This is a genomic window from Bradyrhizobium sp. SSBR45G (genome assembly GCF_030159255.1).
Lineage (GTDB): Bacteria > Pseudomonadota > Alphaproteobacteria > Rhizobiales > Xanthobacteraceae > Bradyrhizobium.
Genome location: NZ_BSCT01000010.1, coordinates 74,907 through 99,329, shown reverse-complemented (window position 1 = coordinate 99,329; position 24,423 = coordinate 74,907). Strand labels below are relative to the sequence as shown.

Genomic DNA, 24,423 nt, shown 5'->3' with positions numbered 1-24,423 from the left:
CGCTATCCGCAAGTTGCGGCGGGCGTGCGCGCGATCCTCGGTCACCGGTGAATGCCGTCGAAACTACGGTGATAGATGATGGTACACCCGGGCCGATGCAATAGCGAGCACCAAAGCGCTGCGGGCCGGCCGGGGCCCGAGTCTGCCGTTCAAGTCGGTCTTTCAAGTCTATCGTTCAAGTCTGCGTTCATGTCCGCCGCTCACGCCGTCGTGGCCGCTGAGAAAGCGGTGGCTATTGATCGCGGCAAGGCGCATGCTCCCCTCGGCTTCGAGGCCTACGCTGGCGAAGCTCTTGCGAAAGGCAGGCGTAGATGAGCATCGGCTCGCGGCGCGAATTCGTGACCCTTACCCCAATCAACATCAGGTGCATCGCGAGTGCATCGGATGTCTGACGAGCCGCTCGACCTCGACAGTCACCGCGGCATGAGCGAGCAGAAGGCGGTGGACCTGCGCCGTGCGCTCGCAGAGGCCGAAAGCCATGCGCAGGAGATGCGCGAGCGGCAGGCTGCGCTCGAAGCGCATCTGCTCGCGAACGCGGCCTCGTCATGGCCGGAAGCGGCGGCAAAGGCGCGCTACCTCCTCAACATCTACGCCGCGAGCCTCTCGGACCGCGACACGAGGCATCGCGAGCTGATCACCGCCGTGCTGGCCGATTTTTCCCGGCTGAGCGGCGAGGGCTGAGCGCTCCGCGTTTGGCTTCCCGCCGCGATGCGCCGCGCCTGGGCCCGCCGGAAAAGGCGCCTTGCGATCGGCCGGCGGAGGGTGCAGTTCGCCTGCGGCGAGCCCTGAAATTGCCAGGATGCTGATCTTCGACTGTTGCCGTCGCGCACGTTTTGCGGACGGTCTGTCCTGGACCGACTCATTTTCCCGGCCTTGCCCGACAATTGCCCGGCATGGGGCGCAATATGTCGCGACAGTTCAATGCTTGACCGGTATTTGGACCCGGGGGATCGAGACAGGACGGCAGATGCGACGGGTGGTATTGGCGCTTGCACTGCTCTTCGCGACCGGGGTCCGCGCGGAGGAAATGGCGTTCTACGTGCTGGGCGTGGGTGCCGACTCCTGTGAGCGCTTCCTGACCGCGGCCGAGGAGCAGCCGCCCGGCACCTACAAGGCGATCAGCAGCGCCGACGGGGCCTATCTCAGCGGCATCTCGAAATATCAGCAATGGATGATGGGCTACGTCTCGGCCGTCAACGCGGCGCGCGGCGATGAGGGCATGCAGATCAAGCTCGACCTCACCGAGATGGACAGCTGGATGCGCAACTGGTGCAGCCGCAACCAGCGGCGCACGGTGTTCCATGCGCTGCAGGCATTCGTGAAGTCGCATTGAGAGCAGCGCGGCTGACGCGGCAAGGGTCTAACCCCAGTTCTCGAACTCGTTGAACGCGAAGCCGAGCGTCATCTCGCAAGTCCTGATGAAATGCTCGGAGGCAAGCGGTTTCCACGGAACGAGTTCTCCGTTCGCGTCCTGCCGCAGGGTGGGATGAAATCTGCCGAAATGGATCCTGATGGCGAAGCGGCGGCAAAGTCCGCCGGGCTGGACGACCTTGGCGCAGGTCAGGCCGTCGATGATCTCGACGGGATGGTCCTGGGGGCGGAATGCCTGGCCGCATGCAGGGCAAACGCGTCGGATGCGTTCCGATGCGAACCAGAACTCAGAATTCTCGTAGCGGAGATCGGTACCACAGCCACAGCGCCCCTCGAGTTGCAAGGTGTCACCTGCGACCGCATACGAGTCGGTAGAAGGGCTCACGAAATCGTCCGAGAGCTCGATGCTGATCTTATGAGAATCCGCGGGCTCTTCTGCGACGGTCTGCATCGGATACAGGGCGTCGGAATGACCCGCCCAGGAGATCAGGACCTCGGGCTGGCTGAGCGCTGTCCGGGAGATGCCCGCGGGAGGGATCGCGAACGGCAGGCCTGGATCCGGGCCGGCCGGGTCTGCGGCCTGCCGCCCAATTCCGAATATCCGAGACCAGAACGATTTCGCTGGATCGGCGACGGGGGCAGACTCGAGTTCCGCCTCCTTCAAGGAAGGATCCGTCCAGAAGCGCGCCCCGGTCAGCGCCGTGGATGCGAACCATCCGCTCGCCGACAGGTCAGGCCGCGGTCCGACGATGATGTAGCGCTGCTCCACCCACGCCGCGATCAGCGCTGCGATCTGCTCCGGGCTCGGCCGGATCGTATTGTCCCGTGGAATCAGACAATGCGAATACAACACGCCCATTCCGCCGCTCCGTCCTTCCTTGAGCCCGAGGCATCATGGAGCCTTGAGGACAGCGGTTGGCAAGTCCTGGACGGTACGCGTCGACGCGAGCTGCGTTTCGAACCTGCGCCTGGACTCCGCGGGCTTGCCGGAAGGCGAACGTCGGCGGCCCGTGCAGGGCGGACCCATGCACAGGCTGCGGAGGGTGAAGGCAGGTGGGTGCTACTTCGGCGCCCGCTTCGCCAGGATGCGCTGCAGGGTGCGGCGGTGCATGTTGAGACGGCGTGCCGTCTCGGAGACGTTGCGGTTGCACATCTCGTAGATGCGCTGGATGTGCTCCCAGCGCACGCGGTCGGCCGACATCGGGTTCTGCGGCAGCTCGGACTTCTCGCTGACGGTGGCCAGCAGCGCGGCGACGACGTCGTCGGCATCCGCGGGCTTCGCCAGATAATCCACCGCCCCCATCTTCACCGCTGTCACGGCGGTCGCGATGTTGCCGTAGCCGGTCAGCACGATGGCGCGCGCTTCGGGCCGCTTGCGCTTCAGCTCCGACACGACGTCGAGGCCGTTGCCGTCGCCGAGCCGGAGGTCCACCACGGCAAAGGCCGGGGCCGACTTGCCGATCTGGGAAATGCCCTCGGCCACGCTTTCACAGGAGGTGACGGTGAAGCCGCGGGTCTCCATGGCGCGGGACAGCCGCTCCAGGAATGGCTTGTCATCCTCGACGATCAGCAGAGAGCGGTCGGGATGGTTCGTCAGTTCGGCGATGGCGCCCACGGTCATATCCTCGAGAGAAGGCTCGATGTTGCGAGACGATCTGTTTCTTCGCACTTCATATGGTCTGCGAACCGGCCGCTGCCAAGATCGCGGGTTGCCGCAGTCTGCGGCGTGACGCCGCGCATTGCGGTGGTTTGCCGGTGTTCCGTATGCCAGCCGGCGGTGCCAGCTGGCCGGTGCGCGCCGGCTACTCCGGCTCGGCCTCCCCGCCATCGTCGCTGGCTTCGAAGCGCCGCCGCGGCCAGACGATCTGGACCACGGCGCCATGGTCGGGAAAGGTGCGGTTGGTAAACGAGACCTTGGCGCCGGTCCGCTCCAGCAGGGTCCGGGCGATGAACACGCCGAGCCCGAGGCCGCCGCCCTGGTTGCCGCCCTGGACATCCTCGGCGCTGCGCCGCCGCGACAGATAGGGTTCGCCGATCCGCTTGAGGATGTCGGGCGCGAAGCCGGGGCCGTCGTCGGAGACCACGATCTCGATGGTGTCGTTGTTCCACCAGGCGTTCACCTCGACCGTGTTGCGCGCGAAGTCGACCGCATTCTCCAGGATGTTGCCGACGCCATAGAGGATCGCCGGGTTGCGGGTTCCGACCGGTTCCTTGGCGGCGGTCACCGCGACGCGCACCTTGATGTCGACGCCGAAATCGCGATGCGGTGCGACCGTCTCCTCGATCAGGGTCGACAGCTTCATGCGGTCGTACATCGAGCCCATCGAGGACAGCTGGGTGATCTTGCCGAGAATGTCGCGGCAGCGCTGCGCCTGCTCGCGCAGGGTCTTGATGTCGGACGTGACCTGGCTGTTGTCCTGCAGCGCCCGCTCCAGCTCGCGCGAGATCAGCACGATGGTGGCGAGCGGCGTGCCGAGCTCGTGGGCGGCGGCGGCGGCGAGGCCGTCGAGCTGGGTGAGATGCTGCTCGCGCGCCAGCACCAGCTCGGTGGCCGCCAGCGCGTCCGACAGCTTGCGCGCCTCCTCGGTGACCTGGAATGCGTACAGGCTGGTGACGCCGATCGCGAGCGCGATCGAGAGCCAGACGCCGAACAGATAGATCGGCGGAAAGATCAGCGGCTCCTCGCCTTCCCATGGCAGCGGCAGGTGCATGAAGAACAAGGCGCTGGCGCAGGCCACGGCGAGCAGGCCCAGCATGATGGTGAGGCGGATGGGCAGGGCGGTCGCGGAGATCAGCACCGGCGCCAGGAACATGTAGGAGAACGGGTTCTCCAGTCCCCCGGTCAGATACAGCAGCACCGTCAGCTCGACGATGTTGAGCGCGAGCAGGCCGCCGGCATGGGCGGGCTCCAGCAGCTGCATCGGGTTGAAGGCGATCTGCAGGCCGAGATTCAGCAGCGCCGAGACGCTGATCACGGCGAGGCAGGGCACGACAGGCAGGTCGAACTCCAGCCCCTGCACCACGATGAAGATCGCGCTCAATTGACCGAGCGCCGCCAGCCAGCGCAGCCGCAGGATGGTATCGAGCCGGACGCGCTGGCGCGGATGGCGATAGTCGGTATCGGGCGCGTCGATGATCAGGGCGTCGGTCATGATGAGGAACTTAATGCCGCGCAGTTGCGGCGACAAATCGGGCCGGTCGTTGGTGGCCTGTTGCGATTTACCGCACAATGCCTCAATGAACCCCTCCCATGACGCAAGATGACGCAGTTCCGATCCCAGCATCCGATCCCGGCGCAAGTTCGCCGGCGATTGCCGTGTCGCGGCTGACCAAGGTGTACAAGACGGCCACGGCGGTCGACGGCATCTCGTTTGCGATCCGCCGCGGCAGCATCACCGGGCTGCTCGGCGGCAATGGCGCCGGCAAGACCACCACGATCGCCATGATCATGGGCCTGGTGCAGCCGACCTCGGGCGAGGTCCAGGTGCTCGGCCACAGGATGCCCGATGAAGCCGCTGATGTGCTCGGGCGGATGAATTTCGAGAGCCCTTATGTCGATATGCCGATGCGGCTCACGGTGCGGCAGAACCTCACCATCTTCGGCCGGCTCTATGCCGTCGACCATCTCAAGGAACGGATCGCCGAGCTCGCCGCGCAGCTCGACCTGACCGACTTCATCGATCGCGCCAACGGCAAGCTCTCCGCCGGGCAGAAGACGCGGGTGGCGCTGGCCAAGGCGCTGATCAACGATCCCGAGCTCCTGCTGCTGGACGAGCCGACCGCCTCGCTCGATCCCGACACCGCCGACTGGGTGCGCGGCCATCTCGAGCGTTATCGCGAGCGCCGCGGCGCCACCGTCCTGCTCGCCTCGCACAACATGCTCGAGGTCGAGCGTCTCTGTGACCGCGTCATCATCATGAAGCGCGGCCGCATCGAGGACGACGACAGTCCGGCGCAGATCATGGCGCGCTACAACCGCGCGACGCTCGAGGAGGTCTTCCTCGACGTCGCCCGCGGCCGCGACCGGGAGGCGGCACAATGAACGATGTCTCCTTGCACATCGCCCCGCACCGCATCGGTGCGATGATCCTGCGCTACTGGTATCTCCTGCTGTCGTCCTGGCCGCGGCTGCTGGAGCTGATGTACTGGCCGACGCTGCAGATCATCACCTGGGGCTTCCTGCAGACCTACATCACCAGCAATGCCGGCTTCTTCGCCCGCGCCGGCGGCACGCTGATCGGCGCCGTGATCCTGTGGGACATCCTGTTCCGCGGCCAGCTCGGCTTCTCGATCTCCTTCCTGGAGGAGATGTGGGCGCGCAACATCGGCAATCTGATGATGAGCCCGCTGACGCCGCTGGAATTCCTGCTGTCGCTGATGGCGATGAGCCTGGTCCGGCTGGCGATCGGCATCATCCCGATGACCCTGATCGCGGTGTGGTTCTTCGATTTCAACTTCTACAGCCTCGGCCTGCCGCTGATTGCATTCTTCTGCAACCTGATCTTCACCTCCTGGGCGGTCGGCATCTTCGTGTCGGGCCTCGTGCTGCGCAACGGGCTCGGGGCCGAGAGCATCGTCTGGACCCTGATGTTCGCGCTGATGCCGCTGGCCTGCGTGTACTACCCCGTGCAGGTGCTGCCGCACTGGCTGCAGCTGGTCGCCTGGTCGCTGCCGCCGACCTACGTATTCGAGGGCATGCGCGCGCTGTTGACCGATCACGTCTTCCGGTCGGACCTGATGCTGACCGCGCTCGGGCTCAATGCCGCCCTGCTATTGGCGTCGTTTGCGGCATTCATTGCCCTTTTGCGCAGCGCGCGCCGCGCCGGCTCGCTGCTGTCCTCCGGCGAATGATACGTTTTTCCCGTGGATTTTCGGGCTCTTTTCGCCGCTTTAGGGCACCAACTCGTACAACACCGCATTGACGCTTAATTACGCATTCGGCAGTATGCTGCGTTGCAGAGAGGGTTGAACGAGAATGCCGATAGGTGAGTTTGGCGGTGCACCGCCCCTGGCGACGGAAGGCAGTCCTGTCCTGACGACGCCGATGTACTGGATGTACGAAATGGCGCATGCCTCGCTCAATCCGGCGCGCGCTGTCACGGATGCCACCAAGATCCTGTTTCAGAACCCGCTCAATCCCTGGGCGCACACCGAGATGGGCAAGTCGATCGCAGCGGCCTGCGAGCTGTTCGAGCGCACCACGCGCCGCTACGGCAAGCCCGAATGGGGGCTCGACGAGACCGAGGTCAACGGTGTCAGGACCCCGGTCGAGGTTCGCGTCATCTGGGAAAAGCCGTTTTGCCGGCTGCTCCATTTCGACCGCAAGCACATCCGCCCGCTGCGCAGCCCGCAGCCGCGGCTGCTGATCGTGGCGCCGATGTCCGGCCATTACGCGACCTTGCTGCGCGGCACGGTCGAGGCGTTCCTGCCGACCCACGAGGTCTACATCACCGACTGGGCCGATGCCCGCATGGTGCCGCTGGCCGAAGGCCGCTTCGATCTCGACGACTACATTGATTACGTCATCGAGGCGCTGCGCTTCCTCGGCACCAACATGCATGTCATGGCGGTGTGCCAGCCGGCGGTGCCGGTGCTCGCCGCGGTCTCGGTGATGGAGGCGGATCGCGATCCATTCGCACCAATCTCGATGACCCTGATGGGCGGGCCGATCGATACCCGCCGCAATCCGACCGGCGTGAACAATCTCGCCCAGGAACGCGGCATCGACTGGTTCCGCAACCACGTCATCACCAAGGTGCCGTTCCCGCATCCCGGCGTCATGCGCGACGTCTATCCGGGCTTTCTGCAGCTGAACGGATTCATCAGCATGAACCTTGACCGCCATGTCGACGCCCACAAGGCGCTGTTCGCCAATCTCGTGAAGGGCGACGGCGACCAGGTCGACAAGCATCGCGACTTCTACGACGAGTATCTGGCCGTCATGGATCTGGCTGCGGAATATTATTTGCAGACGGTGGAGACGGTGTTCATCAAGCACGCGCTGCCGAAGGGCGAGATGACGCATCGCGGCGTGTTGGTCGATCCGTCGAAGGTCACGCGCGTCGCGTTGATGACGGTTGAAGGTGAGAAGGACGACATCTCCGGTCTCGGCCAGACCGAAGCGACGCATGGACTGTGCTCGTCGATCCCGGATCATCGCCGGGTTCACTACGTGCAACCCGGCGTCGGTCATTACGGCGTGTTCAACGGTTCGCGATTCAAGTCGGAGATCGTGCCACGCATCAACGATTTCATGCTGTCGGCAGCCGATCCGAAGTCGCTGCTCGCCATTGCGGCTGAATGAGCGAAAACACGGTTCATCGCGCATCCGAATCCGGGTGCGCGGTAACTCTTTGAAGGGACGTCGGAAACCGGAATTCCGGAGTGACTCAAGCAGTGAATGTGGCGTCGCTGCTTGAGCGATGCTTCTGATTCTGGATTCGCTGCTTGAGCGAAGCTGGAGCCCCAACGCCTAGGGTGCGGAACCCTCCGAACCCCTGTATGTTGGGCAAATGATTTGTTTTTGCGCCGAGCGCTTTCCCTGGCGGCGGATATGGCAGAATCCGGGCGAGTTCTTCCCTCCCGGACTGACAGCAATGGCCACTCGCGCGCTACTCTATCGGCGGCCCGCCGAACCCTCGCGTCTTCTCGTCAAGCACGGCTCGCAAATCTACTCGATTAGATTGCGGCGTCACCGTCGTGCGCGACGTTATACCCTGAGAATTCATCCGTCAGATCGCGAAGCGATCCTGACGATGCCTCCGCGCGGCACCATCATCGAGGCCAAGGACTTCGCACAGCGTCATGGCGCGTGGATCGCGGCCCGTCTCGGCCGTCTTCCGAAGGCGGCGCCGTTCATGCCAGGCACAATCGTGCCGCTGCGCGGTGTGCCGCACAAGATCGTGCATCGCACCGGCGAGCGCGGCACGGTGTGGACCGAGACGCGCGACAGCGGCGAGAAGATCCTGTGCGTGGCCGGCGGGATCGAGCACACCGAGCGCCGCGTGCTCGACTTCCTCAAGCGCGAGGCACGCCGTGACCTGCAGAAGGCGTCGGACGCCTATGCCGAGCAGCTCGGCGTCAAGGTGAAGCGGCTGTCGATCCGCGACCAGTCGAGCCGCTGGGGCTCGTGCACGTCGGCTGGCTCGCTGTCGTTCTCGTGGCGCCTGATCCTGGCGCCGGCCTTCGTGCTCGACTATCTCGCGGCGCACGAGGTCGCGCATCTGATCGAGATGAATCACTCGCCGCGGTTCTGGAAGGTCTGCGGCAAGATCTGCTCCTCGGTCGAGCGCGCCAAGAAGTGGCTCGACACCTGTGGCAACGATCTGCATCGCTATGGCGTGGACGATTGAGCCGTCGCGCGTTGGATGTCGCAATGGCCCGGCCTTTTGGTCCGGGCCATTTTTTTGCGTCCCTCGCCGCGTGTGCGCGATGACTTCGGCAACCTGCTGCGCGCGGCTATCGAATTCTTAAGCTTTACCGCGCGCAACCAGAGGATATCGCCCAATTCGACGGCGCTTTAACGTGGCCGTAACGCCGGGCTCGCCAGATTTACCGCAATCAACCCAAGGTGACGTCCCTGCAGAGCGCCGGGTCGTTCGCTGCAACCAGAGCGCAGATCGTTTCTCCCGAAACGAGCAGGGCGCCTTGAATCGAACGATGCTTGCAAGCGAGTTCCAACCGGCCGCATCCGCGCAACTGCTCTCGGCTGCACTTGACCGTGCCTCCGACGCGATTCTCCTCATCGACGCGAATGGCCGTGTCCATTACGCCAACCGGGCCGCCTCGGCCCTGCTGCAGCGTGATCCGGCCGCGCTGATCGGTGCGGATCTCGAAAGCCTCGGCCTGCCGGCGGATCTCGTTCCGGCGGCACCAGGCGACGAGCCTAGCGAGGTCGCGGCCACGCCGCACGAGCCAGGCAAAGCCGGCGAGGCCGAACCGGACCGCGAACTGACGCTCCGTCTCGGGCAAGGCACGCGGACTCGGATCCGTCTCTCCCTGCAGGCGCTGCCGCCCGGCCACGCGCCGGTCTGCACGATGCTGCTGATGCGCGACGTCACCGCCGAGAACGACCTGCGCGAGCGCAACGCGCTGTTGACGTCGGTGGCCGACCGGAGCAACCGCGCCGTGATCGTGACCGATCAAGAGTTGAACATCCTCTACACCAATGCGGCCTTCGCGAGCACCTTCGGATATTCCTCCGAGGAGGCGCGTGGACGGCAGGTCGACAAACTCCTGATCGGGCCCTGCACCGATCCCGGAACGGTCGAGCGCCTGAAGCAATGCCTCGAGGACGAGCGGGGCGTCGAGGAAGACGTCCTGATCTATGACAAGGCGGGCTGCGAGATCTGGACCACGGCCCACGTCAAGGCGCACCGCAATCAGCGGGGCAAGATCAGGCATCTGGTCGGCCTGCTCAGCGACATCCGGGAGACTAAGCAACTGCGCTCGCTGCAGCAGCTGATCATGTCGTCGCTGGCGTCCGATCTGCCGATCACGACAATTGCCGATCAGATGTGCCGCCGGGTCGAGGAGCTGGCGCCGGACGTGGTCTGCTCGATCCTGCATGTCGATTCCGACGGACGCATTCATCCGCTCGGCGGGCCCAGCCTGCCGCCGGCCTATTCCGCCGCCCTGGACGGCGTCGCGATCGGGCCCGACGTCGGGTCCTGCGGCACCGCGGCCTATCTGTGCGAGCCAGTGCTGTCCCGCGATCTCGATACCGACCCGCGCTGGCAGCCCTACAAGGCCGGCCCGCTCGGCGCCGGCCTGCGCGCCTGCTGGTCGACCCCGATCAAGGGCAAGGACGGTCGCGTCATCGGCACCTTCGCCTTCTACTTCCGCGAATGTCGTGCCCCCAGCGCGTGGCACGAGCAGATCGTCGCCGCCTGCGTTCAGCTCGGTGCGCTCGCCATCGAGCGCCAGGAGGTCCGCTCGACGATCTCGCAGGTCGCCTATCACGACATGCTGACGGGCCTGCCGAACCGCGCCCGCATCCCCTCGATGATTGCCGAGGCCATCAAGGCGTGTCCGGAGGGCAGCCATCTCGCCGTCGCCTTCCTCGACGCCGACAATTTCAAGGACGTCAACGACACGCTGGGCCATGCGGCCGGCGACGAGTTCCTGGTCGCCTTTGCCAACCGGCTGCGGGCCCAGATTCGTCCCGGCGACATGCTGGGGCGGCTCGGCGGCGACGAGTTCGTGATCGTGCTGCAGAATCGCGATCCCCTCGAGACCTCGCTGGCGGCGGCGCGGATCACGGCCGCGCTGGCGATGCCGCTGACGATCGGCAAGCGGCAGGTGCCGATGTCCGCGAGCATGGGGCTCAGCCTCTATCCGGACAATGCCAAGGACATCGAGACCCTGATCAAGCAGGCCGATGGGGCGATGTACAAGGCCAAGCGGGCCGGGCGCGCCACCTATCGCTTCTTCAGCGCCGATATCGACAAGCTCGCCGAAGAGCGGCTGATGCATTCCACCGCGCTGCGCGAGGCCATCGCCAGCGAGGCCCTGACGCTGCATTACCAGCCGCAGATCCGCACCAAGGACGGCGCCATCCACGGCGTCGAGGCGCTGGCGCGCTGGCACGATCCGGTGCTGGGCGAGGTGTCGCCGTCGAAATTCATCCCGCTTGCCGAGGAATGCGGCCTGATCGAGCAGATCGGCGTGTGGACGATCAAGACCGCCTGCCAGCAGATGGCGTCGTGGCGCCGCGCCGGTCTCGACATCCCCTGCATCTCGGTGAACCTGTCGCCGATCAACTTCCAGAACGTCAATCTGGCGGCGGTGGTGGCCCAGATCCTGGCCGCCAACGATCTGCCGGCGAAGATGCTGATGCTGGAGATCACCGAGGGCGTGATCCTCAACGAGCGCGCCACCGTGATCGCCACCATGAGCGAGCTGCGCAACATGGGCGTCGGCCTGTCGCTGGACGATTTCGGCACCGGCTATTCCAGCCTCAGCCGCCTGGCCCAGCTGCCGATCCACGAGCTCAAGATCGACCGCAGCTTCATGCGGGATCTCGAGAACAACCGCGGCACGCGGGCGATCGTGACCGCCGTCGTCAGGGTCGGCCAGAGCCTCGATGTCGCCGTCGTCGCCGAAGGTGTCGAGACCGAGCCGCAGCGCAAGCTGCTGGCCGAGCTCGGCTGCGACGCGATGCAGGGCTTCCTGTTCGCGCGCCCGATGGCCGCCTCCGCCTTCAGCCGCTGGCTGCTCGACTACAGCGCGCTCCGGGCGAGCCTGATGCTGCGGCAGGTCGGACGCAAGCTGGCGAAGGCGTCCGGTGCGACGGCCGCCCTGCCGGGCACGCCTCCCATCGCTGCGGCCGCCAGCTGATCGCGCGCGCATCCTGTCGCGGATGCGCGCCTCACCTTCATCTCCACAATCTCAGCGCTGACCGCCGAACAATCGGTCCACCAGCCAGCCGTCGAGACCGGCGGCGGCTTCCGGGCGCGCGTTGCTGCGGCTCGGCTGAGCGGCGCGCGCGGTGGTGGCAGGATTCGAGGCAGGCGCCGACGGCGCCGTGATCTGTGAGGCGATCTGCGCCAGGGTCGGCACCAGGCCCGAGCCTTGCGCATTCGGCAGCGCCGCCACCGGCACGCCCTGATGTGCCGATCGCATGAAGCGGGTCCAGACCTCGACCGGCAGTCCGCCGCCGGTCGCCTTCCTGGTCGGCGAATTGTCGTCATTGCCGAGCCAGACGCCGGTGACGAGATGCGCGGTGTAGCCGATGAACCAGGCGTCACGGAAATCCTGGCTGGTGCCGGTCTTGCCGGCGGCGACCCAGCCGGGGATCTCCGCCTTCTTGGCGGTGCCGGAGATCAGCGTCTCCTGCATCATCTGGTTCATCATCGCCGCGTTGCGCGGCTCGATCACCTGCGCCGGCTGCTCGGCCTGGCGCATATAGAGCAGCTTGCCGTCGAGTGTCTTGATCCGCGTCACCACATGCGGCGAGACGCTGACGCCGCCATTGGAGAACGGTGCATAGGCGCCGACCAGCTCGATCATCGACACTTCGGAGGTGCCGAGCGCGATCGACGGATTGGGATCGAGCCTGGAGGCGATGCCGAGGCGGTGCGCGGTGCGCACCACGTTTTTCGGTCCGACCTCGAGGCCGACGCGCACGGCGACCGTGTTCAGCGACATCGCCAGCGCCTGCGTCAGCGTCACCGCGCCGAAATATTCGCGGGTGTAGTTCTCGGGCTTCCAGCCTTTCAGGTCGAGCGGCGCGTCCTGGCGGACGGTGTCGGGCGTCAGGCCCTGCTCGATCGCGGTGAGATAGACGAACGGCTTGAACGCCGAGCCCGGCTGACGCTTGGCGGTGACGGCGCGGTTGAACTGGCTGTCGGCATAGTTGCGGCCGCCGACCATGGCGCGCACGGCGCCATCCGGGGTCATTGCCACCAGCGCGCCCTGGCTGACGTTGAACTTCACGCTCTTGGCGGCAAGCTCGTCGATGATGGCGGCCTCCGCCACGCTCTGCAGCTTCGGATCGATCGTGGTCTCGACCACGATCGACTCCTCGACCTGGCCGACCAGATCGTCGAGCACCTCGCCGATCCAGTCGGCGACGTAGTTCACGGTGCCGGCGCCGGCGGGCTTCACCGCCACGGAGGGATGCGCGATCTGCGCCTGCGCCTGGGCGTCGCTGATGAACTTGGCCTCGGCCATGGCCGCGAGCACGGTCTGCGCGCGCTTGGCCGCGCCTTCCGGGTTGCGGTTCGGCGCCAGCCGCGACGGCGATTTCACGAGGCCCGCGAGCATCGCCGCCTCGCCGACCGTCACTTGCCGCGCCGACTTGCCGAAATAGCGCTGCGCAGCCGCCTCGACGCCATAGGCACCGGAGCCGAAATAGACCCGATTCAGATACAGCTCGAGAATGTCGCGCTTGGAGTATTTGCGCTCCAGCCACAGCGCCAGCTCGGCCTCCTGGAGCTTGCGGGCGAGCGTGCGCTCCTGGGTCAGGAACAGGTTCTTGGCGAGCTGCTGCGTCAGGGTCGAGCCGCCCTGCGACACGCCACGATGCAGGATGTTGGCGACCACGGCGCGGGCAATGCCGATCGGATCGATGCCGAAATGCTGGTAGAAGCGGCGATCCTCGATGGCGATGAAGGCTTTCGGCAGATAGGGCGGCAGATCCTTCAGCGCGACGTTGGCGCCGGCCATCTCGCCGCGCTGCGCCAGCATGCTGCCGTCGAAGCCGACGATCTCGATGGTCGGCGGCCGCTTCGGAATCTCCAGCGACTGGATCGGCGGCAGATGCGCACCGGCCCAGATCACGACGCCGACCAGCGCGATCACGCCCCACAGGCCGCACACCAGCGCCCAGTAGAACATGCGGCCAATGGACATGCCCCAGCGTGACTTGCTGCGGGCAGGCTTCGGCTTGGGCGGAGCGGCCTTGGGCGGAGCTGATTTGGGCTCACGCGCCGGCGCCTCATCGTCGTCGTCGAACTCGACCGGCTTTTTCCTGGCTGATTTCTTCGGCGCGTCCTCGCCGGCCGGAATGCGGTCCTTTGGATCGAGGCGCAGATCGGCCATCGCAGCCGCAAGGCCGAATCGCGGCTCCTTGCGTCCGCCGCCCTGTTTCCGTCCCCGCGCCATACGCAACCCGAGCCCGCGACCCCGCCGTCCAACCACGGTAGTGGGCGGAGTTTAAGGGCCAGTTAGGAAAAGCTTAACGCGCGATTAGGAGTTTCGCGCCGCTAACGCCGCGTTATGGTTAAGCGGAGGTAAACAACGAAGAGGCGAGGGAGCTCATGGGCCATATCGACCCGACCAAGGAGGTGTTCGCGCAGTTCCGGGCGAACGATCGTCCCGGTCCGATCCACATGCTGAACCTGGTCCGGCTGCGCAAGGAGGCCGCCTATCCGGACGGGCGAAAGGTCAGCGGCGCCGAAGCCTATGCGGCCTATGGCCGCGACAGCGGCCCGGTGTTCGAGCGCCTCGGCGGCCGCATCGTCTGGCAGGGCCGCTTCGAGCTGATGCTGATCGGCCCGCAGGAGGAGCGCTGGGACCACTGCTTCATCGCCGAATATCCGAGCGTGCAGGCGTTCGTCGAGATGATCCGCGATCCGGTCTATCGGGAAGCCGTGAAGCATCGGCAGGCGGCGGTGGAGGATTCGCGGCTGATCCGTCACGCGGTGCTGCCGGTAGGGAAGAATTTTGGCGAGGTGCCGGAGTGATCATCCTGCGCGCGAGGTGACGAGTCGCCTGCGCAGCAAACACGTCTTCGAGAACTGGCCGCGAAGCTGGCGATCATCCAAAGCTGTCGTCCCGGACAAGCCCGCCGACGCAACGCGTCAGCGGGCGCAGATCCGGGACCCATACCGCGTGATCCATCTTGAGGCAGGTCGCATGTTGGACCTGTCGTGCCCTAAGCCGCGCCCGGGGTTATGGGTCCCTGCGTTCGCAGGGACGACACCGGTTGTGGAGCGGCATTGCGGCCGGACCCAAGCATCGAAAGGACAGCTGCCGCCCGCGCAATGCTTGCTTGCACGTCACATAAGTTTATGCTTATGTGTTGTCATGATCGAGAGTGACATCTTCAAGGCGCTGGCCGATCCGACGCGCTACGTGATCTTCGAGAAGCTGGCGGCTGGCCGCATGAATGCCAGCGCCCTGCGCGATGGCATGGCGATCAGCCAGCCGGCGATGTCGCAGCACCTCGCGGTGCTGCGCAATGCCGGGCTGGTGCGGGAAGAGCGCCAGGGCCGTTTCGTCAACTACGAGGTCGATCCCAAGGGCTTGGCGCTGATCGCTCGCTGGCTGACGAAATATCGCGCCTACTGGCCGTCACGTGTCGATGCGTTGAAAACCCTGCTGAAGGACATGGACCAATGACCGACACCAAGGCTGCTCAGCAGGGCGAAGAGCTCGTTCTCGACTACGACCTCGAGGCGCCGCCGGAGAAGGTCTGGCGCGCCATCAACATTCCCGAGCTGCGGGACAGCTGGCTGCCGCGCGGCGATCTGGCCGATGCCGCGCCCATCTCGTCGATCTCAGGCGAAGAGGTCCGCTATCGGATGCGCGACGACGAACCGCCCTACCTCGAAAGCATCGTGACGTTCCAGGTCATGCCCAATGCCGGAGGCGGCACGCGGCTGCGGATCATTCACGGACTGGCCGCCACGAAACTCATACGGCATTCGCCATCGGCGGCGAACAGCAACACGCGCAGCCTCATGCGCGCGGCCTGACGCTTCAACTCACCGCCAACTCACTGAACCGGGAGCTCGCGCATGCGCGACACGATGCAACTCGTCCCTATGGTCATCGAGCAATCCAGTCGGGGAGAACGATCCTTCGACATCTATTCACGGCTGCTGCGTGAGCGCATCGTGTTCCTCAACGGCGAGGTCAACGACACCGTGTCCGCTCTGGTCTGCGCGCAACTGCTGTTCCTCGAGGCGGACAATCCGAAACGGCCGATCCATCTCTATATCAATTCACCCGGCGGCGTCGTCACCAGCGGGCTCGCGATGTACGATACGATGCAATTCGTCAAAGCGCCGGTGCATACGCTGTGCATGGGAACGGCGCGGTCGATGGGGTCGTTTCTCCTGATGGCGGGCGAGCCGGGCGAGCGGACAGCGCTGCCCAATGCGAGCCTCCATGTCCACCAACCGCTCGGTGGTTTTCAGGGCCAGGCGTCCGACATCATGATCCACGCCAAAGAGATGGAGCAGACCAAGCGCCGCATGATCCGGCTTTATGCCGAACATTGCGGGCGCAGCTATGAAGATGTCGAACGGACGCTCGACCGCGATCACTTCATGACGGCGGACGAGGCGCTGGAATGGGGCCTGATCGACCGGGTCGTGAAGCAGAGAGATCTGGGCAGCGTGAGTAGCGACTGACCGTCTGCCGGTCACCGCATTCGAATGTCTGAGTTTTTGCGCGTGTCTCACGCCAAGCCGTCATGGCCGGGCCTGTCCCGGCCATCCACGTCGTTCGGCATCCCGAGAGCGACGTGGATGCCCGGGACAAGCCCGGGCATGACGATGGTGTGTGCAGAAGCAGCTTGGCCTCAAGCAGCCCGGCCTACCCCGCCGCCCCCGTGTCCTCGATGATCGGGCCGAACAGCTCCCAGCGTTCGCCGTTGAACTTCATCATCTGCATCTGCTTGTTGATGCGGAAGTCGGTCGGCGAGGTGTTGATCGAGAGGCCGGGCAGCGCAAGGCTCGGGACGTAGGCCTTGATGCCGGCGGCCTGGCGCATGATGTTCTCGCGGGTCAGGTCGTCGCCGCACTGGCGCAGGATCTGCACCAGCAGCTCCGCGGTCGAATAGCCGTAGGTGTTGACGGTGTTGAGCTTGTCGCCTTCCGGATAATATTTGTCCATGAAGTCGAAATAGGCCTTCACGCCCGGATCGTCCTTCCATTGCGGGTCGGCCGGGTCCTTGCCGTAATTGGTGCTGATGATGTCCTTGGAGATGTCGAGCCCGGCCGGCTTCAAGGTTGCGGACACCGGGCTGGCATTGATGTCGAGGATGTGCACCGGCTTCCAGCCGAGATCGGCGAGCTTCTTGATCGCCTGCGCCGCGAATTTCGGCGTCGAGGCGTTGTAGAGCAGGTCGGCGCCGGAGGACTTCAGCTTGACGATCTGCGAGTCCACGGTCGGATCGGACAGCTCGTAGGACGCCTCCGAGACGATCATCGCATCGGCCTTGGCGCCGAGCCCGCTGCGCAGGCCGGCGATATAGTCGCGGCCGAGATCATCGTTCTGGTAGAGGATGCCGATCTTGGCGTTGGGATGGTTGGCGAGAATGTATTTGGCGTAGATGCGCCCCTCCGACTGGTAGTTCGGATTGTAGGCGATCGTCCATGGGAAATTCTGCGGGTCGGTGAAGCGCGAGGCGCCAGTCGAGGCCAAGAGCTGCGGCACCTTCTTGCCGTTGAGATATTTCTGCACGGCGGCGTTGGATGGGGTGCCGATGATCTGGAAGGTGAACAGCACCTCGTCGCCTTCGACCAGCTTGCGCACCTGCTCGACCGCCTTCGGCGGCGAATAGGCGTCGTCATACTGGATCAGATTGAGCTTGCGCCCGTTGATGCCGCCCTTCTCGTTGATCATCCGCAAGTAAGCGGCCTGGGTCTTGCCGATGCCGGCATAGGCCGAGGCCGGACCGGAGAACGGCACGGTCTGGCCGATCTTGATCTCGGTGTCGGTGGCGCCGGTGTCGTATTTCTTCTGGGCGTAGGCTGATGAACTGGAAAGCGCGATGGCAAGTGACGCAGCAAGCGCCATGACACGTGTTTTGCTGCCGACGAGACCGAGCAGTGACCTTTTCATGTGAGTCCTCCCTCCCGTGATGTGTACGATGGTCCTTGTTGGTTGTTATGTCGCCATCGCTGCACGCGAGTGTGGAGGAAGCAAGTCGCCAACGCAACGGATTCACGCAGCGACGAACGGGCGCAATCCGTGCCGCAACGCAAAAGGGCTGCGCCTTCGCGCAGCCCCTTACCGTTTGCCTCAGGCGTCATTCCGGGGCGCGCGAAGCGCGAGCCCGGAATCCATTTGGCCTCATTTCCGGTCGTGAGATGGATTCCGGGTTCAGCCCTGTCGGGCTGCCCCGGAATGACGAGAGATCGGTGCTAGCCCGCCGGGCCCTTGTCCTCTAGGATCGGGCCGAACAGCTCCCAGCGATCGCCGTTGAACTTCATCATTTGCAGCTGCTTGTTGACGCGATAGTCGGTCGGCGAGGTGTTGATCTTCATGCCCGGCAGCGACAGGTCGCCGACGACGTCCTTCAGCGACGTCGCCTGCTTCATGACGTTCTCGCGCGTGAGGTTGTCGCCGCACATCCGCAGGATCGTCACCAGCAGCTCTGCGTTGCCGTAGCCATAGGTGTTGAAGTTCGAGTTCTTGTCGCCTTCCGGATAATACTTGGCCATGAAGTCGAAATAGCGCTTCAGTCCGGCATCGTCCTTCCAGGTCGGATCGAGCGGATCCTTGCCGTAGTTGACCGAGATCAAACCCTTCGAGGCTTCGAGGCCGGCCGGCTGCAGCACGGCGCCAACCGACGTCGCGTTGATGTCGACGATGTGCGTGGGGTGCCAGTCGAGCTCATGCAGCTTCTTGATCGCCTGTGCGGCCTGTTTCGGCGTCGCCGCCGAGAACAGCAGGTCCGTGCCGGCCGACTTGATCTTGAGGATCTGCGAATCGATGGTCGGGTCGGAGACCTCGTAGGAGGCATCGGCCACGATCATGGTCGCAGCCTTGTCGCCGAGGCCGGCCTTGATGCCGTTGAGATAGTCCTTGCCGAGATCGTCGTTCTGATAGAGCACGCCGATCTTGGCGTTCGGATACTCCTTCAGAATGTACTGGCCATAGATGCGGCCCTCGGTGAAGTAGTTGGGATTGTATCCCATGGTCCAAGGGAAGTTCTTCGGATCGGTGAACTTGGTGGCGCCTGTGGCGGCGAACAGCTGCGGCACCTTCTTGGAATTGAGATATTTCTGGACCGCGGCGTTGGACGGCGTGCCGACGATCTGGAAGGTCAGCAGCACCTCGTCGTCCTCGACCAGCTTGCGCACCTGTTCGACCGCCTTGGGCGGGGAATAGGCGTCGTCATACTGGATCAGCTTGATCTTGCGGCCATTGATGCCGCCCTGCTCGTTGACCATGTTGAAATAGGCGGCCTGGGTCTTGCCGATCGAGGCATAGGCCGAGGCGGGACCCGAGAACGGCACGGTCTGGCCGATCTTGATCTCGGTGTCGGACGCGCCGGGATCGTACTTCTTCTGGGCCGAGGCTGACGTGACGGAGAGGGTGACGGCCAACGCGGCCGCTCCCGCGAGATGGAAAATTCCCTGTCGCATGGGTTGAGCGTTCCTCCTGATTTGTTGTGCGGCTGGTCTGCCCGGACGGGGCACCACCGCTATGGGCAGTGTGGAGGAACGGCTTGGCCAGTGCAAGGCGAGGGGATTAGGCGGGGAGGGTTCCGCGGGGCGGGGCGCGCCAATGTGCTTGCTTGGGACGCCATCGAGTTCGGAGCGAAGCCGCCGCCTCGCACTCGGTGTCGTCCCGGCCAAGCCGTGGCGTCGCGTAGCGACGTCAGGGCGCAGAGCCGGGATCCATAGCCACAGGCGGTCGTGGGGCGATGACTCGGAGTGGCGATCCTGCCCCAAGCGCTGCCCGGGATTATGGGTCCCGGGTCGGCGCATGCCGGCGCGTTGCGCCGTCATGCTTGCCCGGGACGACACCCGACTTTGTCGCCAAGCTGGCTCCCCAAACTCCGGTGTCGTCCCGGCCAAGCCTGGCGTCGCGACAGCGATGCCGGGCGCAGAGCCGGGATCCATAGCCACAGGCGGTCGTGGGGCGATGACTCGGAGTGGCGATCCTGCCCCAAGCGCTGCCCGGGATTATGGGTCCCGGGTCGGCGCACGCCGACGCTTCGCGCCGTCGCGCTTGCCCGGGACGACACCTGTGATGGAGGTGCAGTTCGACTCAGCCCGCCAGCCAGACCAGCACCAGGCCGATCGTGGCGGGCACGCTCTGGATGAACAGGATCTTGCGGCTCGCGGTGGCTGCACCGTAGAGGCCGGCGACCAGGACGCAGAGCAGGAAGAAGATCTTGATCTGGAACGCGAAGGCCGGCGCCGGATGCGCCAAGCCCCAGAACAGGCCGGCGGCGAGGAAGCCGTTGTAGAGGCCCTGATTGGCGCCGAGCACCTTGGTCTGCTCCGCGCGCTCCGGCGTGTTGTTGAACGCCCGCAAGCCCGCAGGCTTGGTCCAGAGAAACATCTCAAGCACGAGAATGTAGACGTGAAGCAGACCGATCAGCCCGACGACGATGTTTGCGATCAATGCCATTGATCTGGCTCCCCCAAGCCTGCCGGGACCGGCGGTGTTGCCGCGTCCCTTCCTCAAATCCGCCGCCGACCGACCGGACTGGTCGCACCGGCGCGCCCCTTATCCCGTCATGCTGCCGGCTGCGCCGCCGTCTCGTCGGTTGCCAGCAGGTGCAGCAGCGCGCTCTTGATCGCCGCCTGCCGGGTCGGCGCGTTGATCTGTGCGCCCAGGAGGTCGGTCACGTAGAACACGTCGCGGGCGCGCTCGCCGAAGGTGGCGACATGGGCCGAGGCGATGTTCAGGTTCAGCTTCGAGATCGCCGTCGTCAGCTCATAGAGCAGGCCGGGGCGGTCGAGGCCGGAGACCTCGATCACGGTGTAGAGCTCCGACCATTGATTGTTGATGGTCACTTCCGGCTCGACCGAGAACGCCTTGTGCTGCTTGCCACGCGTCGTCCGGCGCGCCACGGCGTCCGGCAGCCGCAGCTTGCCTTCCAGCACCTGCTCGATGGTCTCGCCGATGCGAGTCGCGCGGCGGCCTTCGTCCTCGTCGCGCTCGTACTCGCGGGAGATCGCGATGGTGTCGAGCGCGCGGCCGTCGGTCGTGGTGTAGATCTGGGCATCGACGATGTTGGCGCCGGCCGAGGCGCAGGCACCCGCGATGATCGACAGCAGCCAAGGATGGTCCATGGCGAAGATCGTCAGCTCGGTGACGCCGCGCGCCGGATCGAAGCCGACATTGATCGCGAGCTTGTGCCCGGCATCCTCGCTCGACCGCACGAAGCGGGCGTGGCGGATCTTGCGCGGCAGCTCGACCTTGAGCCAGTAGGCCGGATAGTGCCGGCCGATATAGGTGTTGAGCTCGTCCTCGGGCCAGTCCGTGAAGGCGTTGCGGAACTCGGCCTGCGCCGCGGTGATGCGCTTGGCGCGGTTGACCTCGGAGAAGCCGCCGGTCAGCACCGGCTCGGTCTCGTAATACAGCGTGCGCAGCAGCTGCGCCTTCCAGCCGTTCCAGACGCCGGGGCCGACGCCGCGGATGTCGGCAGTGGTCAGGATGGTCAGGAGCTTCATCTGCTCGACCGACTGTACCACCGCGGCGAACTTCTCGATCGTCCGGCGATCCGACAGGTCGCGCGACTGCGCCACTGTCGACATCGTCAGATGCTCCTCGATCAGCCAGGCGATCAGCTCCGTGTCGGCATTGTTGAAGCCGAGCCGCGGACATAGCCGGCGCGCGATCTTGGCACCGGCGACCGAATGATCCTCGGGGCGGCCCTTGGCGACGTCGTGCAGCAGCACGGTGATGTAGATGACGGCGCGGTGCTCGGGGCGGATCTTGCGCATCAGGTCGGAGGCCAGCGCGAACTCGTCGTTGCCGCCGCGCTCGATCTCCTGCAGGAAGCCGATGCAACGGATCAGGTGTTCGTCGACTGTGTAGTGATGATACATGTTGAACTGCATCATCGACACGATGCGGCCGAAGGCGCTGATGAAATGCCCGAGCACGCCGGTCTCGTTCATCCGCCGCAGCACCGTTTCGGCGTCGTTGGAGGTCAGGATCTCCATGAACAGCCGGTTGGCCTCGGGATCGTCGCGCAGCTCGGTGTTGATCAGGTTGAGCGAGCGAGTCACGGCGCGCATCGCGTCCGGATGGAAGGCGAGGTTGTTCTTCTGCGCCAGCCGGAAGATGCGGATGAGATTGACCGGATCGTGCTTGAAGACGTCGGGCGCGGCGAGGTTGAAGCGGTTGTTGTCGACGATGAAGTCGTCGCTCTCCGGCACACGCCGCCAGGTCGAGCCGGTGGTCAGGCGGGAGATCATCCGGCTCAGAACCGGGGCCGCCTTGGCCTGCTGGTCCTCGAGCTTGGCGCACAGGATGGCCGTGAGGTTGCCGACCTGCTTGGCGACCAGGAAGTAGTGCTTCATGAAGCGCTCGACGTCCTGCAGGCCGGGATGGCTGGTGTAGCCCAGCCGCACCGCGATCTCGCGCTGCAGGTCGAACGACAGCCGCTCCTCGGGCCGCCCGCTGACGAAATGCAGGTTGCAGCGCACCGACCACAGGAAGTCCGAACAGCGGCGGAATGTTCGGTATTCATGGGCGTCGAACACGCCGCGCTCGACCAGCTCGGCGGTCTCGCGCACGCGGTAGACGTATTTGGCGATCCAGAACAGCGTGTGGAGGTCGCGCAGGCCGCCCTTGCCGTCCTTGACGTTGGGCTCGACCAGGTAGCGCGACTGGCCGCCGCGGCGATGCCGCTCCTCGCGCTCGGCGAGCTTGGCAGCGACGAATTCGGCCGCGGTGCCCTGGACGACCTCGGTGTCGAAGCGCTGGACGAGCTCGTCATAGAGCGGGCGGTCGCCGGCGAGGTAGCGCGTCTCCAGGATCGCGGTGCGGATGGTCATGTCGCCGCGGGCCTGGCGGATCGATTCATCCACCGAGCGGGTGGCGTGGCCGACCTTCAGGCCCATGTCCCACAGCGAATACAGGATGGCCTCGGCGACCTGCTCGCCCCAGGCGGTCTGCTTGTAGGGCAGGATGAACAGCAGGTCGATGTCGGACTCCGGCGCCATCAGGCCACGGCCATAGCCGCCGGTCGCCACCACCGCCATGCGCTCGGCGCCGCTCGGCACCTGCGACTTGTAGAGATGCTCGGTGGCGGCGGCGTAGAGGATGCGGATGATCTCATCCTGCACCCAGCAGAGCTGCTCGGCGCAGTGCCGGCCGTGACGGTCCTTCAGGAGCTGCGCCTGGGCCGCCGTGCGCGCCTTGACCATCTCGGCCTTGAGGAACTGCACCACGGCGGCGCGGAACATGTCCTCCCGGCCGGAGTGCTGCTTGGCGAGCGCATCGACCGCGGCCGCAATGCCGGTGCTGTCGAAATCGGCTAACGAGATGGTCTTCGAATCTGTGGTGACGCTGTCCATGGATGCAACCGGATATCGAACAAGGCCTGTGCTGTCACGAAACTTCCAATGCAGCAATCGATCCATGCTGTCACCGGTTCATGCCGGATGATGATCGTGCTGGCCCGGCCGCGCGAAAGGAAAAACAATTCTCGTTGAGCCCTGGCATAACGCTTTGAAACAACAACGATGTTTTCTTAAGCCAGGAGGGTTGACGATGGGTGGATTGTCGAGGCGCGGATTTGCTGCGGCGGCTGCCGTGTTTCTACTGGGATGCGGCATTGCAACAGCTGCCGAGCAGCCCAAGGAAATCCGGATCGACTGGGCGACCTATAATCCGGTGTCACTGGTCCTGAAGCAGAAGGGCCTCCTGGAGAAGGAGTTCGCCAAGGACGGCATCAGCATCGTCTGGGTGCAATCGGCCGGCTCCAACAAGGCGCTCGAGTTCCTCAATGCCGGCTCGCTGGATTTCGGCTCCACCGCAGGCTCCGCGGCGCTGGTCGCCAGGATCAACGGCAACCCGATCAAATCGATCTACGTCTATTCGCGCCCCGAATGGACCGCTCTGGTGACGGGCAAGGACTCCAAGATCGCCTCCGTGGCCGATCTGAAGGGCAAGCGCGTCGCGGTCACCAGGGGGACCGACCCGCACATCTTCCTGGTGCGCGCGCTGCTCGGCGCCGGACTGACCGACAAGGACATCACCCCGGTGCTGCTGCAGCATGCCGACGGCAAGGCGGCGCTGCTTCGCGGCGACGTCGACGCCTGGGCCGGGCTCGATCCGATGATGGCGCAGGCCGAGGTCGAGGAGGGCGCAAAGCTGTTCTACCGCAAGGCCGACGCCAACACCTGGGGCATCCTCAACGTCCGCGAGCAGTTTTTGAAGGACAATCCGGAGATCGTCCGCCGCGTGCTCGCGACCTACGAGGTCGCCCGCAAGGATGCGTTGGCCAATTACGACGACCTGAAGAAGACCTTCATCACCGTGACCAAGCTGCCGGAGACCGTCGTCGACAAGCAGCTCAAGGAGCGCACCGAGCTGACCCACAGCCGCATCGGCGCGCCGCAGCGCGACTCGATCCTGGCCGCTGGCCTCGCTTTGCAGCAGGCCGGCGTGGTCGACGCCAAGGTGGACGTGAAGGCGACCCTCGATGCCCTGATCGACGATCAGGTGCCGCTGCCGACGAATTAGGGCAGCCTACGCTCGGGCTTGCCCCCAACGTAAGCGCGACAGAGACCGGTAGCGCGATAAAAAACCGGCGTCGTCCCGGACAAGCCCCCCCCCCCCCCCCCCGGGGGGGGGGGGGCCCCCCCCCCCCGGGGGGGGGCCCCCCCACCACCGCTGTTCGAG

20 protein-coding genes are annotated in these 24,423 nt (G+C 65.2%); 12 read left to right on the top strand and 8 right to left on the bottom strand.

The window, feature by feature from the left end:
• Positions 1–384 precede the first annotated feature (384 nt).
• Both QQL87_RS14935 and QQL87_RS14930 read left to right on the top strand, forming a co-directional pair.
• Entirely contained in the window at positions 385–681 is a 297-nt protein-coding gene (locus tag QQL87_RS14935; RefSeq protein ID WP_284422079.1) for a hypothetical protein, read from the top strand.
• A gap of 286 nt (positions 682–967) precedes the next feature.
• Entirely contained in the window at positions 968–1,333 is a 366-nt protein-coding gene (locus tag QQL87_RS14930; protein WP_284422078.1) for a hypothetical protein, read from the top strand.
• 27 nt (positions 1,334–1,360) lie between these two features.
• Here the strand turns inward: QQL87_RS14930 and QQL87_RS14925 are convergent, their stop codons facing one another.
• From QQL87_RS14925 to QQL87_RS14915, 3 genes are all read right to left on the bottom strand, one after another.
• Positions 1,361–2,140: a hypothetical protein gene (locus tag QQL87_RS14925; RefSeq protein WP_284422077.1), complete on the bottom strand. Its 780-nt coding sequence runs from the start codon at positions 2,138–2,140 to the stop codon at positions 1,361–1,363.
• A 291-nt stretch (positions 2,141–2,431) separates the two neighbouring features.
• Positions 2,432–2,986, bottom strand: coding sequence for an ActR/PrrA/RegA family redox response regulator transcription factor (locus tag QQL87_RS14920; protein ID WP_284422076.1), 555 nt, complete (start codon positions 2,984–2,986; stop codon positions 2,432–2,434).
• 187 nt (positions 2,987–3,173) lie between these two features.
• Positions 3,174–4,523: an ActS/PrrB/RegB family redox-sensitive histidine kinase gene (locus QQL87_RS14915; protein ID WP_284422075.1), complete on the bottom strand. Its 1,350-nt coding sequence runs from the start codon at positions 4,521–4,523 to the stop codon at positions 3,174–3,176.
• Positions 4,524–4,621: 98 nt separating this feature from the next.
• On the opposite strand from QQL87_RS14915, the gene QQL87_RS14910 reads away from it, so the two are divergent.
• From QQL87_RS14910 to QQL87_RS14890, 5 genes are all read left to right on the top strand, one after another.
• Complete coding sequence (locus QQL87_RS14910; protein WP_284422074.1) at positions 4,622–5,413, top strand: ABC transporter ATP-binding protein; 792 nt, start codon at positions 4,622–4,624, stop codon at positions 5,411–5,413.
• Positions 5,410–6,222, top strand: coding sequence for an ABC transporter permease (locus QQL87_RS14905; RefSeq protein ID WP_284422073.1), 813 nt, complete (start codon positions 5,410–5,412; stop codon positions 6,220–6,222). The genes QQL87_RS14910 and QQL87_RS14905 overlap by 4 nt, the downstream gene beginning before the upstream one ends.
• A 124-nt stretch (positions 6,223–6,346) precedes the next feature.
• On the top strand, positions 6,347–7,675 hold the full coding sequence (locus QQL87_RS14900; RefSeq protein ID WP_284422071.1) for a polyhydroxyalkanoate depolymerase: 1,329 nt from the start codon (positions 6,347–6,349) through the stop codon (positions 7,673–7,675).
• A 208-nt stretch (positions 7,676–7,883) separates the two neighbouring features.
• Positions 7,884–8,723 carry a M48 family metallopeptidase gene (locus QQL87_RS14895; RefSeq protein WP_284422070.1) on the top strand — a complete coding sequence of 280 codons (840 nt, stop codon included), beginning with the start codon at positions 7,884–7,886 and terminating at the stop codon, positions 8,721–8,723.
• A gap of 307 nt (positions 8,724–9,030) precedes the next feature.
• Positions 9,031–11,709, top strand: coding sequence for an EAL domain-containing protein (locus tag QQL87_RS14890; protein ID WP_284422069.1), 2,679 nt, complete (start codon positions 9,031–9,033; stop codon positions 11,707–11,709).
• Between the two features lie 51 nt (positions 11,710–11,760).
• On the opposite strand, the gene QQL87_RS14885 is transcribed toward QQL87_RS14890, so the two are convergent.
• Positions 11,761–13,977, bottom strand: a complete 2,217-nt coding sequence (locus QQL87_RS14885) for a transglycosylase domain-containing protein (RefSeq protein ID WP_284422068.1) — start codon at positions 13,975–13,977, stop codon at positions 11,761–11,763.
• 155 nt (positions 13,978–14,132) lie between these two features.
• Between QQL87_RS14885 and QQL87_RS14880 the strand changes: the two genes are divergently transcribed.
• From QQL87_RS14880 to QQL87_RS14865, 4 genes are all read left to right on the top strand, one after another.
• On the top strand, positions 14,133–14,558 hold the full coding sequence (locus tag QQL87_RS14880; protein ID WP_284422067.1) for a DUF1330 domain-containing protein: 426 nt from the start codon (positions 14,133–14,135) through the stop codon (positions 14,556–14,558).
• A gap of 343 nt (positions 14,559–14,901) precedes the next feature.
• A complete protein-coding gene (locus tag QQL87_RS14875; RefSeq protein ID WP_284422065.1) occupies positions 14,902–15,216 on the top strand; it encodes an ArsR/SmtB family transcription factor in 315 nt (104 codons plus the stop codon).
• Entirely contained in the window at positions 15,213–15,572 is a 360-nt protein-coding gene (locus QQL87_RS14870; RefSeq protein ID WP_284422063.1) for an SRPBCC family protein, read from the top strand. The genes QQL87_RS14875 and QQL87_RS14870 overlap by 4 nt, the downstream gene beginning before the upstream one ends.
• 42 nt (positions 15,573–15,614) lie before the next feature.
• Positions 15,615–16,232 carry an ATP-dependent Clp protease proteolytic subunit gene (locus tag QQL87_RS14865; protein WP_284422061.1) on the top strand — a complete coding sequence of 206 codons (618 nt, stop codon included), beginning with the start codon at positions 15,615–15,617 and terminating at the stop codon, positions 16,230–16,232.
• A 184-nt stretch (positions 16,233–16,416) separates the two neighbouring features.
• Here QQL87_RS14865 and QQL87_RS14860 read toward each other — a convergent pair whose 3' ends face one another.
• From QQL87_RS14860 to QQL87_RS14845, 4 genes are all read right to left on the bottom strand, one after another.
• Entirely contained in the window at positions 16,417–17,667 is a 1,251-nt protein-coding gene (locus QQL87_RS14860) for an ABC transporter substrate-binding protein (protein ID WP_284422060.1), read from the bottom strand.
• Between the two features lie 302 nt (positions 17,668–17,969).
• Positions 17,970–19,196 carry an ABC transporter substrate-binding protein gene (locus tag QQL87_RS14855; RefSeq protein ID WP_284422059.1) on the bottom strand — a complete coding sequence of 409 codons (1,227 nt, stop codon included), beginning with the start codon at positions 19,194–19,196 and terminating at the stop codon, positions 17,970–17,972.
• 628 nt (positions 19,197–19,824) lie between these two features.
• The gene (locus tag QQL87_RS14850) at positions 19,825–20,190 is read right to left on the bottom strand and encodes a DUF1304 domain-containing protein (RefSeq protein ID WP_284422867.1); all 366 of its coding nucleotides are present in this window, start codon (positions 20,188–20,190) and stop codon (positions 19,825–19,827) included.
• Positions 20,191–20,297: 107 nt separating this feature from the next.
• The gene (locus QQL87_RS14845) at positions 20,298–23,093 is read right to left on the bottom strand and encodes a [protein-PII] uridylyltransferase (protein WP_284422866.1); all 2,796 of its coding nucleotides are present in this window, start codon (positions 23,091–23,093) and stop codon (positions 20,298–20,300) included.
• A gap of 196 nt (positions 23,094–23,289) precedes the next feature.
• Between QQL87_RS14845 and QQL87_RS14840 the strand changes: the two genes are divergently transcribed.
• A complete protein-coding gene (locus QQL87_RS14840) occupies positions 23,290–24,264 on the top strand; it encodes an aliphatic sulfonate ABC transporter substrate-binding protein (protein ID WP_284422865.1) in 975 nt (324 codons plus the stop codon).
• Positions 24,265–24,423 lie beyond the last annotated feature (159 nt).

What these genes read in the sequence shown, in the direction of transcription:
- QQL87_RS14850 (WP_284422867.1), bottom strand. Translation starts at nt 20,190, where the DNA reads ATGGCATTGATCGCAAACATCGTCGTCGGGCTGATCGGTCTGCTTCAC.
- QQL87_RS14905 (WP_284422073.1), top strand. Translation starts at nt 5,410, where the DNA reads ATGAACGATGTCTCCTTGCACATCGCCCCGCACCGCATCGGTGCGATG.
- QQL87_RS14915 (WP_284422075.1), bottom strand. Translation starts at nt 4,523, where the DNA reads ATGACCGACGCCCTGATCATCGACGCGCCCGATACCGACTATCGCCAT.
- QQL87_RS14845 (WP_284422866.1), bottom strand. Translation starts at nt 23,093, where the DNA reads ATGGACAGCGTCACCACAGATTCGAAGACCATCTCGTTAGCCGATTTC.
- QQL87_RS14870 (WP_284422063.1), top strand. Translation starts at nt 15,213, where the DNA reads ATGACCGACACCAAGGCTGCTCAGCAGGGCGAAGAGCTCGTTCTCGAC.
- QQL87_RS14900 (WP_284422071.1), top strand. Translation starts at nt 6,347, where the DNA reads ATGCCGATAGGTGAGTTTGGCGGTGCACCGCCCCTGGCGACGGAAGGC.
- QQL87_RS14840 (WP_284422865.1), top strand. Translation starts at nt 23,290, where the DNA reads ATGGGTGGATTGTCGAGGCGCGGATTTGCTGCGGCGGCTGCCGTGTTT.
- QQL87_RS14910 (WP_284422074.1), top strand. Translation starts at nt 4,622, where the DNA reads ATGACGCAAGATGACGCAGTTCCGATCCCAGCATCCGATCCCGGCGCA.
- QQL87_RS14935 (WP_284422079.1), top strand. Translation starts at nt 385, where the DNA reads ATGTCTGACGAGCCGCTCGACCTCGACAGTCACCGCGGCATGAGCGAG.
- QQL87_RS14890 (WP_284422069.1), top strand. Translation starts at nt 9,031, where the DNA reads ATGCTTGCAAGCGAGTTCCAACCGGCCGCATCCGCGCAACTGCTCTCG.
- QQL87_RS14855 (WP_284422059.1), bottom strand. Translation starts at nt 19,196, where the DNA reads ATGCGACAGGGAATTTTCCATCTCGCGGGAGCGGCCGCGTTGGCCGTC.
- QQL87_RS14875 (WP_284422065.1), top strand. Translation starts at nt 14,902, where the DNA reads ATGATCGAGAGTGACATCTTCAAGGCGCTGGCCGATCCGACGCGCTAC.
- QQL87_RS14895 (WP_284422070.1), top strand. Translation starts at nt 7,884, where the DNA reads ATGATTTGTTTTTGCGCCGAGCGCTTTCCCTGGCGGCGGATATGGCAG.
- QQL87_RS14865 (WP_284422061.1), top strand. Translation starts at nt 15,615, where the DNA reads ATGCGCGACACGATGCAACTCGTCCCTATGGTCATCGAGCAATCCAGT.
- QQL87_RS14930 (WP_284422078.1), top strand. Translation starts at nt 968, where the DNA reads ATGCGACGGGTGGTATTGGCGCTTGCACTGCTCTTCGCGACCGGGGTC.
- QQL87_RS14860 (WP_284422060.1), bottom strand. Translation starts at nt 17,667, where the DNA reads ATGAAAAGGTCACTGCTCGGTCTCGTCGGCAGCAAAACACGTGTCATG.
- QQL87_RS14885 (WP_284422068.1), bottom strand. Translation starts at nt 13,977, where the DNA reads ATGGCGCGGGGACGGAAACAGGGCGGCGGACGCAAGGAGCCGCGATTC.
- QQL87_RS14880 (WP_284422067.1), top strand. Translation starts at nt 14,133, where the DNA reads ATGGGCCATATCGACCCGACCAAGGAGGTGTTCGCGCAGTTCCGGGCG.